Annotated in this window: 9 protein-coding genes; 2 read left to right on the forward strand and 7 right to left on the reverse strand. The window is 42.3% G+C overall.

The features are described 5' to 3' along the window. Positions 1-74 precede the first annotated feature (74 nt). A complete protein-coding gene (locus tag CA600_RS04770; protein WP_094869160.1) occupies positions 75-734 on the reverse strand; it encodes a 3D domain-containing protein in 660 nt (219 codons plus the stop codon). Between the two features lie 401 nt (positions 735-1135). Here CA600_RS04770 and ppk1 point away from each other — a divergent pair, with 401 nt between their 5' ends. Further along, a complete protein-coding gene (gene ppk1 / locus CA600_RS04775) occupies positions 1136-3250 on the forward strand; it encodes a polyphosphate kinase 1 (protein WP_094869161.1) in 2115 nt (704 codons plus the stop codon). Here the strand turns inward: ppk1 and CA600_RS04780 are convergent. The 6 genes from CA600_RS04780 to glgB all read right to left on the reverse strand — a co-directional run bounded on the left by CA600_RS04780 (position 3198) and on the right by glgB (position 10925). Beyond that, positions 3198-4727, reverse strand: coding sequence for a Ppx/GppA phosphatase family protein (locus tag CA600_RS04780; protein ID WP_179281529.1), 1530 nt, complete (start codon positions 4725-4727; stop codon positions 3198-3200). The genes ppk1 and CA600_RS04780 overlap by 53 nt on opposite strands. A gap of 157 nt (positions 4728-4884) precedes the next feature. Further along, on the reverse strand, positions 4885-5607 hold the full coding sequence (locus tag CA600_RS04785; RefSeq protein WP_042188767.1) for an amino acid ABC transporter ATP-binding protein: 723 nt from the start codon (positions 5605-5607) through the stop codon (positions 4885-4887). Beyond that, positions 5594-6259 carry an amino acid ABC transporter permease gene (locus CA600_RS04790; protein WP_256989731.1) on the reverse strand — a complete coding sequence of 222 codons (666 nt, stop codon included), beginning with the start codon at positions 6257-6259 and terminating at the stop codon, positions 5594-5596. Before CA600_RS04790 ends, CA600_RS04785 begins: the two co-directional genes overlap by 14 nt. 106 nt (positions 6260-6365) lie before the next feature. Further along, positions 6366-7184: a transporter substrate-binding domain-containing protein gene (locus tag CA600_RS04795; protein ID WP_094869163.1), complete on the reverse strand. Its 819-nt coding sequence runs from the start codon at positions 7182-7184 to the stop codon at positions 6366-6368. A gap of 332 nt (positions 7185-7516) precedes the next feature. After that, complete coding sequence (gene glgA, locus CA600_RS04800) at positions 7517-8941, reverse strand: glycogen synthase GlgA (RefSeq protein ID WP_094869164.1); 1425 nt, start codon at positions 8939-8941, stop codon at positions 7517-7519. Between the two features lie 46 nt (positions 8942-8987). Next, positions 8988-10925, reverse strand: a complete 1938-nt coding sequence (gene glgB / locus CA600_RS04805; RefSeq protein ID WP_094869165.1) for a 1,4-alpha-glucan branching protein GlgB — start codon at positions 10923-10925, stop codon at positions 8988-8990. A gap of 214 nt (positions 10926-11139) precedes the next feature. Between glgB and CA600_RS04810 the strand changes: the two genes are divergently transcribed. Next, the gene (locus CA600_RS04810) at positions 11140-12363 is read left to right on the forward strand and encodes a glucose-1-phosphate adenylyltransferase (RefSeq protein ID WP_094869166.1); all 1224 of its coding nucleotides are present in this window, start codon (positions 11140-11142) and stop codon (positions 12361-12363) included. Positions 12364-12445 lie beyond the last annotated feature (82 nt).

Raw genomic sequence — 12445 nt, forward strand, 5'->3', positions numbered from 1 at the left:
CGTTTCCTGTGTAACTTTATTTTAGAACTTTTCATATCTCTTTATTAATTAAAATTTTCTCTATTTTTATCTATCTATTTAACAATGTATAATTGTACATATTGATAACCAAATGATGATACAAAGCTTTGACTACCAGGAATAAAGATATCAATACGATTGCCTTTTATAGCACCGCCCACATCCGTTGCCGTTGCTAAGAATGCATCTTTAGGCAATCCATCATGTGAATGCCCTGTCACCAATACTTTGGTACCAAGAGGAATCACATTTGGATCAACAGCAATAGTACCGATCTTGAGAGGATTTCCGAAATAATCTACTGCACCCCATCCGCCATTCTCACTGCTTGCAGAAGAATAAGCTGAAGCTTTGACTTGAATCGATTTGTCATAATTAAACGACTTCCCCCATGCTTCAACTGTTTTGGACTCTGAGTTTACATTCAGACTTGGTGTAATCACTGGAGATTTGTCAGTTGTAGTTACGGACTCAGCCTGCATCTTACTAGGGATAGTAATTTCAAGACCTTCGTAAATGTTAAGGGCTGCAACGTTTGGGTTTGCTTTCATTAATTCATTCATACCTACATTATATTGCTTGGATAAAGTATAAAACGTGTTGCCATCCTTAGCGATATGAACGCTGTCTGCATGAGCTGGAACAGCATGCAATAATGCACTGATTCCCATAATTGCAGCAAGGGTTTTAATTGTTCTAAATTTGTTCTTCATAATTGCCTCCTCATTAGATGGGCGTGAACGGTATGACTTCCGTATACGCTCGTGTACATTTTAAGTACTTATGTACATCCCGTGTGTGATTTCTTGGTGTGTTGCAGTCTTTTGTAAAACTGACAGGACTTAATATATCACAATTTTGTAACCTGTGCTTATGTAATTGTTACCATTATGAAAAATCAAGTTTCAATATTGTCATTTTTAGAGGTACTGGTTAACATATTTTTTATTATGTAAACTACATTTAAAGATTCATACACATTTTTTTAAAAAATAACATATAAAATTCCCGAATATTTTACATAGCGTTAACATTTCATGCTTTATCCAATAGTAGAATGATAGAATATGATAAATAGAATAGATATAGACAACGAATCATATTTGGAGGTCCCATGAATACAGAAGAGAATAAAAACAACCAAAGCAGCCCAGCCACTGCTTACCTCAATAGAGATTTGAGCTGGATCGAATTTAACCGACGCGTGCTTAAAGAAGCTCAAGACCCCGATAATCCGCTAATGGAACGGGCTAGATTTCTGGCTATCGTCTCAAGCAATCTTGATGAGTTCATAAGCGTTCGAGTGGCAGGAATTCAAGATCAAATCCGGGCAGGCTATACTAAAAAAGATTTCACTGGCTACACCCCTTCCGGGCTATACAAACGTCTCATCAAACGAGTTACCAAAATTGTTGCCGACCAATACCGGATTTTCCGTGATATTTCACGGAGTTTGCATAAAGAAGGTATCGTTTTTGTGGATTATGAGGATCTCACTCATGCACAGGAACAGTCCATAGAACAATATTACCGGGATATCATCTATCCTGTACTTACGCCAATGGCTGTAGATCAGAGTCGACCGTTTCCACTCGTTCATAGCCAATTTATCTATTTAGCAGTTGTTCTTACTCGTAAGAATGGCCTTGAAGAAGAGCCTTTTTTTGCTATTCTGCAAATTCCATCTAATCTGCCAAGATGTATTCCACTACCACACCGATCTAACAGTAAGAAACGGCAGTTCGTATTTATAGAGGATGTCATCCGTCATCACATTCAAACTTTATTCAGTGGTTACGAGCCGGTTGCCGTTAGTGAATTTCGTTTGACCCGCAACTCTGATCTCACGATCGACGAAGAAGGGGCCGAGGATCTTCTGGAAGAGATTGAAAAGGAGCTGCGCAAGCGTCGCCGCGGTGTTCCAGCAAGACTTGAAGTACAAAAAGGAATTCATCCATATGCTTTGGAACAGCTGCAAGCTGAGTTTGAACTTGAAGATTTCGTATTCGAAATTGAAGGTCCGCTAGATCTAAGTTTCCTTCGTAACTTCGCCGGCAGTATTAAGGGCTTTAGTTACTTAAACTATCCAAGTATTGAGCCGGTCTACCCAGCTGAATTTGAAGAGAACGAGGATTTCTTCGAGGTATTACGTGAGCGAGATGTCCTCGTCTACCACCCTTACGAATCCTTTGATGCGATGACGGACTTTATCATTCAAGCGTCAGAGGACGAACAAGTAATGGCTATTAAGATGACACTCTATCGGGTTAGCGGTAACTCTCCTCTGATTACTGCACTGGCTAATGCTGCTGAATCCGGAAAACAGGTAACAGTAGTTGTTGAGTTAAAAGCCAGATTTGATGAGGAACGCAACATCGCTTGGGCTCGTCAACTTGAAAAATCCGGATGTCATGTTGTATATGGTCTTGTTGGACTCAAAACACATGCCAAAGTTACCTTGATTGTCCGTCAGGAAGGTCAAGAGCTACGTCGCTACGTACATGTAGGCACAGGAAACTACAATGACAGTACAGCCAAAGTCTACACGGATCTCAGTCTATTTACTGCTCAAAGCGATATCGGACTTGATGCTTCAGAGCTGTTTAATCAAATGACGGGATATTCCGCTGATTTTGACTGGAATTCCTTCATTGTAGCTCCAACGGACATGAGCCTTTCCTTACAAAAATTAATGAAGCGTGAAGCGGAGCATGCTGCAGCTGGAAGACCTGCACGTATCATTGCCAAAATGAACTCACTCTCTAATCAACAAGTCATCGACGATTTATATGGTGCCGCACAGGCTGGTGTATCTATCGACTTAATCGTTCGGGGGGTTTGTTGTCTTCGTCCGGGGATTGAAGGCTTGAGCGAAAACATTACGGTTCGCAGTATTGTCGACCGCTTTCTGGAGCATTCAAGAATTTACTATTTTGAAAATGGCGGGAATCCTGAGGTGTATTTATCCAGTGCAGATTGGATGACTAGAAACCTAACTCGACGGATCGAGCTGATGTGTCCGGTAAGAGACAGCAATATTCGCAAACAAATTGTTAAGATTCTTGAACTATCCCTTAAAGATAATGTGAAGGCAAGCTTCTTACAGCCTAATGGATATTACGAGCAACCAGACGACAAAAAGGCCCCTTTCCGGAGCCAGTTCGCAGCAATGGATGTTACACGTTGGAAGGAAAATCGAGTTTTACCTTCACAGCCCAAGCATTCTTAAATGCTTTTATGGCGTTCTCAATGTCCTCTAGACCAATCAGAAGCGCTGAAGCGCCCTCAAGGTCCAGATTAAGGGTATTGCCGTGTAGATTAGCTTTCAAGCCGCTTACAATCCCGATCTCGGTGCTGTCCAGTGCAATGCTTAGCTGTACAAGCGATCCGAGCTTATGAATCCACTCTTCGTCGGAAGGCAGCAAAATGTCCTTATACATCTGGGACAATTTCTGCTTCCGGCTTTTTGTGCTGTACGAGGCAATCAACGCGCACAGGATAAGCTGGCGGTGTGTCAGTCCACGAATCGGTGAATTCATCAGCCAATACAGGGTGTGCCGTTTAGATTGATAATAGTTAATGTTAGACCCCGTTCGATGTAGCATGATGGATACATAAATTAACATCTCATGTTCAGCTTTATTCTCCTCATCCTTGAACGCGTCAAACAGACTTAGCGCAAGCTTATTAATATGATCTAAATACCGTTTAGAGGTACGAATATCAAACCGAATGATCGTATTTAAGCTGTATTCAAGCGCACTGTCCCGCACCGGTTGCTCTGGCTTCAGTAAATCATGTAACATACCTTCCCTGAGCCCTTCCCCGCTGATTACAGCCTGGCTAGCCCCAATATACTGATATACCGTATGAAAAATAATCAACCCGGACACAATGATATCTGCCCGACTCTTAGACAACCCGTCTAAATCTTTACGTTTATCATAAGGCATTGAAGGTAATGTGTTCATAAAATGTTCAATCGTCTCACTGGCCATGGTGTAGCCATGAGAGTTTGGTAAAGAGTAGGCTCTAGTCTTTTGATCCAGCTTCCCTAAAGAACGAACCGTGCCTCCCAGACCAAACAACGGAAGACCTGCTGTTGCGTTAAGCCAATCATGTTCAACCAATCTCCCCAGAACATAGGTTTCAAGTTTCTGAATCTGCTCTCCATTCCAGTTCCCGCCTTGACCAAACATAAGATTGGTATTCACCGCTCCGAACGGAAAGGAAATGCTATGTTGATATCGCCGCCCGCGAAAAAGTGTAATTTCAGTACTCCCGCCACCAATATCGATGACGTAGCCATCCTCAACATTAAATGCGTTTATAACACCCAAGAAACCAAAGTAAGCTTCCTGATGACCACTGATAACCTCAATTGGAATGGTAGATGCTTCTGACAAAAAGGTAATAATTTCACTGGAGTTAGCTGCATTTCTGATTGCCGCTGTAGCCCCTGCGCGAATAGTCTCCACTTCAAAAGCATTGCAGATCTCTTTAAACTGGCGCAAGACTGGAATTATGGTCTCCATATCCTTCTGTTCCAGTCGGCCTTCCTTCGTAATCTTCTCACTAAGACGCGCAGAGTACTTACACTCCTTGATGATCTTATAGCCTCCCTCCGGCGTTGTATCATAGATTACAAGACGTATGGAGTTAGAACCAATATCAATAATGCCGATCCGGCGCAGATCATCTCTCATTATGTATGTACTCCTTTTCAAGTTGATTGACCATCTATTATACATGGTTTACATAAATAAATGAACTCAGTCCATTATATCCTCAAATCACGCAACTGTTAAAAAAATAAAGCGGCACCCGGATAACCTGCCCGAGCGCCGCTACAATTTGACTTATTTATAACACTTTACTTAAAAAATCCTGAGTACGTACATGCTGAGGATTGCCGAATACTTGTGCAGGTGTACCCTGCTCTACAATCACGCCGCCATCCATAAATAGAATACGGTCGCCCACTTCGCGGGCAAAGCCCATCTCATGTGTAACAATGACCATAGTCATCCCATCTTCTGCAAGCTTCTTCATAACCTCCAGCACCTCACCGACCATCTCTGGATCAAGGGCTGAGGTTGGCTCGTCAAAGAGCATCACATGAGGCTGCATCGCCAGCGCACGGGCAATCGCGATCCGTTGCTTCTGTCCTCCGGACAGCTGAGCAGGATAAGCATCCTTTTTATCTTCAAGGCCTACTGTCTTAAGCAGCTCCATTGCGAATTTATCCGCTTCGGACTGCTGCTGTTTTTTTACCTTAATCGGTGCTAGTGTAATGTTCTGCAGAACTGTTTTATGAGGAAAGAGGTTAAATTGCTGAAATACCATTCCCATCTTCTCACGCGTGACATTAATATCGTGCTTTTTGGAGGTAATAGATTCACCTTCAAAAGTGATTTCGCCACCAGTTGGCTGCTCCAGGAGATTCAAACAGCGCAGAAAGGTACTTTTACCCGATCCACTCGGTCCGATAACGACGACGACCTCACCTTTATGAATCTCCAAGTCAATTCCCTTGAGAATTTCCAGCTTCCCATAATTTTTTTGCAAATTCTTAACGGCGATCATCGGTATTCAGCCTCCTTTCCAGTCTACCCAGAATCTTCGATAGCGTAAATGTCAGCACAAAGTACATAAATGCGATAATTACTAGGGGTGTCATGCCATCGTAAGAAATCGTTGTAACTGTTCGGGCTTGAAACATCAAATCCGTTACGCCGATAAAAGAAATAATGGATGATTCCTTGATAATAGTGATGAATTCATTTCCGATGGCCGGGAGAACACTCTTAAGTGCTTGAGGGAGTATAATATGACGCATAGTCATCCCTTGCTTCATACCAAGCGAACGGGCTGCCTCCATTTGTCCACGATCTACACCCTGTATCCCCGCACGGAAAATCTCTGCAAGATAAGCAGAACTGTTAATGGATAAGGTAATTGCACCCGACTGAATCGGTGTAAACTCAATCCCAAACGTAGCCAATCCATAATGGATGAGAAACAGTTGTACAAGCATAGGTGTACCACGAAGGAATTCTACCCAGGCTGTTGCCAAGAAGCGAAGCACACCCCATTTGGACATACGTAGCAAGGAAACGATAATCCCTAGAATAAAACCAAAGAATACACCCAGAACAGCAAGCAGTAAAGTATACTGCAAACCGGTCAGGAAAAAATCACGATAATCATAAGCCATTTGAAATAATTTAATGTCCATATTCTATCCTCCCATCTCCAAAAAAATAGAAAATAGCTTATTGCCGCTATTTTCTGTATACACATACAATTTACTTAAGCAGCCTTTAAAAAAATACGTTATTTCTTTATTTCGTGCTATCTGCAAGCTCACTAGCTGCCGTCACAAACTCATCAATTTTACCTTCTGAGTTTAAACGTGTCAGTGTGCTGTTTACTTGATCCAGTAGCTCTTTGTTTCCTTTTTTAATACCAATAGCATAACCGTCATCCTCAACTACTGGCTTAGCATCAGTGATTACAAGACCAGGAACATTCTTAACGAATGATTTGGCGACGGGTCCTTCAATGATAGCAGTATCTACACGATTGGATTGCAATTGTAGAACGATTTCGGAGATTTTACCAAGCGAAGTGATTTTCGCTCCCTCGATCCCTTTAGCAATTTCTTCTTGAATGGATCCGGTTTGTACACCAATCTTTGTACCTTTTACAGCATCCATAGTGGCGTATTTATCTTTGTCCGCTTCGCGCACAACAATCGCTTGCTCCGCCTTGTAATAAATGTCTGAAAGATCAACAGCTTTTTTGCGTTCTTCCGTCGGGCTAAGTCCAGAAATTACAATATCTACTCTTCCACTGGACAATTCGTTTAATAGTGAATCGAATGGCAAGTCCTTAATCACAAGCTCTGCACCCATATCGGCAGCAATTTCCTTAGCAATATCGATATCGAAGCCCACGATAGTATCTTTACCGTCTACTACCTTATGGAATTCGTAAGGAGGAAAATCTGCACTTGTGCCCATAGTAAGCTTCTTAGTAGCCCCACCGTTAGTTGCATCTCCACTTGCAGCGGTATCACTATCATTTTTATTTTGACCGCAGCCTGACAACAGGCCTACTGCTAATAGCATACCTAAACTAAGTTTACCCCATTTGTTCATTTCTATATCTCCCCTATTCTTATGAAAAAAAAATCTTAGTAGTCCCTTTGACCGACTTATTATAAATCAGAACGCATGAATATGCAAAGGCATAATTGTGACAATAACTTCCTTTTAATGGGTTTCACAGCAAAGAGCTCATCTTCTTAGACCTATCATTCCAAATTTATTCAATTTTTATATAATTTTATACATTTTTACTATTCCCTCTCTTAACCAAATCATGCGGCAAATTGCCCTTAATAATTTTCATCAAAAAAAGGAGTACACTAAAGTATGAGTCATACTTCAGCGCACTCCCTTATTAACCTATAACAGAATCTGATGAATCTTTATTCCGTAATTTCATTGTAAATATCAATGTACTGCTGAGCCGATACATTCCAGCTATAATCGCCAGCGAAGGCATTTTTCGTAATCTTTTTCCAGTGTTCTGGCTGCTTGTATAACGAGATCGCCCGGCGAAGTGTAAACATCATATCGTGGGCGTTATAGTTGCTGAACGTAAAGCCGTTCCCTTCACCGGATTCTTCATTATAAGGTTGAACCGTGTCATTCAGGCCACCGGTTGCCCGCACAACGGGTATGCTGCCATAGCGCAAAGCGAGAAGCTGACTGATGCCACAAGGTTCAAACTTGGAAGGCATAAGAAAGATATCACTAGCGGCATATATTTTACGTGAGAGAGCATCATTAAAGAGGATTTGCGAAGATAGCTTTGTCGGATAACGCCAAGCCGCTTCCCTGAACCATCGCTCATAGGACTCATCCCCCGTTCCAAGCAGTACAAATTGAATGTCATCATTATATAGCAGTTCATCCAATACACGAGTAAGCAAATCTAAGCCTTTGGAATCCACAAGACGAGTAACCATAGCTACCATCGGAATATTGGCATCCACAGGTAGTCCTAATTCCTCCTGCAAGGCTAATTTGTTCTCCGTTTTCTTAGATAGATTAGAACGGTAACGGGTAACAAGACTTGTATCTGTTGCAGGATTATAGCTTTTTGTATCAATTCCATTCACAATACCGCTCAAAACATCCGCTCTCGCATTTAACAGACCATCCAATCCGTAACCATAATAAGGTGTCCGAATTTCTTCCGAGTAGGTTGGACTTACTGTGGTGACACGGTCGCTGTATACAATGCCTCCTTTTAAGAAATTCACATTTCCGTAATACTCAACCCCTAGAAAATAACTACTGTCGAGACCCAATAACTCCCCAAGTACTTCATAAGGAAACACGCCCTGATACAACAGGTTATGTATAGTAAATACACTTCGCATCTCTTTGAAAAATGGATCATGTCGATAATGCCCCTGTAGCAGCATGGGGATTACAGCCGCATGCCAATCATGGCAATGCAAGACGTCCGGCTGAAAATCAATCGCTGGCAGACACTCCAGCACCGCACGATTATAGAACGCGAAGCGCTCTCCATCGTCCATATATCCGTAGATTCCGTCCCGTCCAAAATAATATTCATTGTCGATAAAGTAAACGGGGATACCGTCATAAACCATATGCTCGATCCCGCAGTATTGATTACGCCAACCGATTGGCACATACACTTCTGTTAAAGGCTCCATTTTTGAAGTGAACTTTTCTGGAATCCCACGATATTTAGGCAAAATCACTCGTACATCCACCCCGGCACCCTTCAGCGCTTTAGGTAATGCCCCAATGACATCGGCCAGACCACCCGTTTTGATAAATGGATGAGCTTCAGCTGCGGCAAATAAAACTTTCATGATTATTTCCCCCTTTAAAGTGTACGGATTCTCTATTCGTTCTTTTCTATGACTCATTTGCCTCTTTACTCTTACCCACTCGTGACGATTTCTTAAACACCAGGAAGCTAAGAGGCGGTAATGTTAGCTCTATACTGTTCACCTGATTATGCCATTCTAACTTTTTGCTCTTCTGAGGCAAGTTGTGTATACCCGACCCTCCGAACGCTACATCTTCTGAGCTAAAGAGCTCTTCATAAATTCCTGGGCGTGGAACGCCTATACGATACTGTTGACGTTGGACAGGTTGAAAATTGATGATAAACAGCAACGTATCTCCTGGCTTCTTGCCTTTACGCAGATATGAAATCACGCTTTGTTCATTGTCATCTGCATCAATCCATTGATAACCCTCTTGGGAATGATCAAGCTCCCACAGGGCTTTCTCCGAGCGATACAGTTTATTAAGTGCAGCAGTGTAAGCTAGCATGCTACGATGGCTGTCATAGTCCAGCAGTAGCCAATCCAGCTGCTCCTGATCCTTCCATTCGATAAATTGACCAAATTCTCCTCCCATGAACAGGAGTTTCTTTCCGGGATGGGAAATTTGATAACCGAGCAGTTGCCTAAGTCCTGCGAACTTTTGCTCATAAGAACCTGGCATTTTGTCAAGTAACGACTTCTTGCCATGTACAACCTCATCATGTGATAACGGTAATGCATAATTTTCGGCATAAGCATAACATATTGGAAATGTTAATAAATTATGATGATGAGGGCGACCCCAGAAATCATGTTCTATGTAGCCCAAAGTATCATTCATCCATCCCATATTCCATTTATAGTTGAAACCGAGACCCCCTTCATGAGCTGGCGCTGTAACTCCAGGCCACGCACTGGATTCTTCTGCCATCATCAATGCCTTAGGATAGTACTGAAATATCGCTTTATTCAGGTTCTGAATAAATGTAATGGCCTCTAAATTCTCCAGACCCCCATTCACGTTACGCCGGTATTGATGAGCCTGTTTTTCAAAATCGAGACGAAGCATGCTGGTAACCGCATCTACCCGCATCCCGTCAATATGATAATACTCAAACCAAAAGAGCGCATTAGAAATGAGGAACGATGAAATCTCTGGCTTGCTGAAGTCAAACGAAAGAGTCCCCCAGCCTGGTTTCTCCGCCAACATTGGATCTGCATATTCATAAAGTGGCGAGCCATCAAACATTCTTAAACCATGTGCATCCTTTGCAAAATGGGCCGGAACCCAATCCAGAATGACACCAATGCCTGCTTGGTGCAAGTGATCGATTAAATACATTAGCTCATGGGGTTCACCATACCGACTCGTAGCTGCGAAATACCCCGTTCCTTGATAGCCCCAAGATAAATCGTATGGATGCTCAGCAAGTGGCATAAACTCTACATGGGTATAGCCCATTTCCACCAAATAAGGAATTAATATTTCACTCATTTCCTGGTAGCTATAAAATTCCCCATCTTCTTTTTGACGCCAAGTTCCAAAATGCATCTCATAAATGTTCAGCGGTTGATGATACGGAGCTTTGCTCTTTCTCCGCCATGCAGCATCTCCCCAACGGTAACCACTGAGATCCGTAACAACGGATGCAGTTGCCGGTCGAACCTCAGCTTTGAAGGCAAATGGATCCGCTTTGAGAAAGCTGGAGCCATCACTGGCAACAATTCTGTATTTGTAAAAAGTTCCCGGCTTTATTCCCGGAAAAAAGCGACTCCAAAATCCTGAATCGGGTATCTTATATAACGAGTCCATGTCCTGCGTTCCATCCCAGCCATTATGATCACCAGCTAGTCCTACATATGTCGCATGAGGAGCCCACACGGTAAAGCGCACGCCCGTAACGCCTTCTTCAGCGGCAGTGTGCGCACCCAGCATAGAATAGCTGCGAAAATTGGTGCCCTCATGGAACAAATAAATATCAGCAGCTGACGGAAGGGTATCGATTGTTGCGATTTCAGCCAATTCTACACCACCTTTTTGAATGCTTGTACCTTTTAGATTACCCGAATATTACCATTTTGAAAATGATTTGATGTGAAAACAAAAGATTTTCTGATAAAGAAATATTAATTGTAATTTTTCTTTTTACACAGCAATATACTTCACCTATGTCGTTTCAAGTGCTTGTCGTGCGTTTATATAACAAGCATTGACAAAATAATGGGAGGGATAACAAATGAATAACAAAAAAGATTGTATCGCCATGCTCTTGGCAGGAGGGGAAGGCCGCAGATTGGCTCCCTTGACTTCCAGTATGGCTAAGCCTGCAGTCCCTTTCGGTGGACAGTATAAAATTATTGATTTCCCACTAAGTAATTGTGTAAATTCTAAAATCGATACAGTAGGTGTTCTTACGCAATATGAAGCTGAATCCTTGCACGATCACATCGGTGAAGGTGAACCTTGGGGCTTACATAGTCAAAAGGATAAAGGTGTCACCTTGCTTCCTTCCGGTGTTGAAGGCAGAGACAGCTATACAGGAACAGCTGATGCGATTTATAAGAATATTGAGTATATCGATAGTTGTAATCCAGAGCATGTACTTATTCTGTCCGGTGATCATATTTACCATATGGATTACCGCAAAATGCTGGATTATCATGTTGGCAAGGCTGCTAAAGCCACGATCTCCGTCATGGAGGTGCCATGGGATGAAGCTAGCCGTTTTGGAGTGATGAACGTAAATGAGGAACTGAAAATCTCTGAATTTGCGGAAAAACCAAAAGTACCTAAAAGTAATTTAGCTTCTATGGGTATATATCTGTTTGAGTGGGCTTATCTGAAGGAGCACTTGTTGCGGGATGCAGCTAATCCGAATTCCAGTCATGACTTTGGTAAAGACGTTATACCAACAATGCTTGATCAGAATGATGATTTATTCGCTTACCGCTTCAAAGGATATTGGAGAGATGTTGGTACTGTGGGTAGTCTCTGGGAAGCACATATGGATCTTCTGCAAAAAAATAATGGCATGAAGCTCGACAAAGCTCATTGGCCGATGTATAGCCGGATTCGCCGGACTAAGCTTGCTGTTCATAAACCACGTGTTCAGATGCCATCAACGGACTCTCTCGTGAATGAATTCTGCACACAAGAAGGCAGCCTGCAACGTTCAGTAATCTTCAATGGTGTGGAAATTGGAAAAATGAGCCAAATTAAACAAAGCGTTATTATGCCTGGCGTTCGCATTGGACGTGGAGTACAGATTGAAAATGCCATTATTGGTGAAGGCGCCATTATTAAGGATGGTGCTGTCGTCAAGGGAAGTATTAATAATATTGTAGTTGTTGGGCCCTATGAGACCGTAGCACCTAAGCCAGCGGTTCGAAATCAACCCTCCCGTCTGTTTCAGGATGTTTATGAGAAGACAGGACGTCTACGGGAAGTTCTCCCTTCATAAAACCATTATATATATAAATTCTTTATCAAGCAAAAACGCCTTCGGCGTCCCAAATGGACGGTAAGCGTTTATGCGAGAAATA

The organism is Paenibacillus sp. VTT E-133280 (assembly GCF_002264385.1).
In the GTDB taxonomy this organism is placed as follows: Bacteria; Bacillota; Bacilli; order Paenibacillales; family Paenibacillaceae; genus Paenibacillus_AQ; species Paenibacillus_AQ nitricinens.

Coding starts and splice junctions, on each gene's coding strand:
- CA600_RS04770 (WP_094869160.1), bottom strand. CDS start 734: ATGAAGAACAAATTTAGAACAATTAAAACCCTTGCTGCAATTATGGGA.
- ppk1 (WP_094869161.1), top strand. CDS start 1,136: ATGAATACAGAAGAGAATAAAAACAACCAAAGCAGCCCAGCCACTGCT.
- CA600_RS04780 (WP_179281529.1), bottom strand. CDS start 4,727: ATGAGAGATGATCTGCGCCGGATCGGCATTATTGATATTGGTTCTAAC.
- CA600_RS04785 (WP_042188767.1), bottom strand. CDS start 5,607: ATGATCGCCGTTAAGAATTTGCAAAAAAATTATGGGAAGCTGGAAATT.
- CA600_RS04790 (WP_256989731.1), bottom strand. CDS start 6,259: ATGGACATTAAATTATTTCAAATGGCTTATGATTATCGTGATTTTTTC.
- CA600_RS04795 (WP_094869163.1), bottom strand. CDS start 7,184: ATGAACAAATGGGGTAAACTTAGTTTAGGTATGCTATTAGCAGTAGGC.
- glgA (WP_094869164.1), bottom strand. CDS start 8,941: ATGAAAGTTTTATTTGCCGCAGCTGAAGCTCATCCATTTATCAAAACG.
- CA600_RS04810 (WP_094869166.1), top strand. CDS start 11,140: ATGAATAACAAAAAAGATTGTATCGCCATGCTCTTGGCAGGAGGGGAA.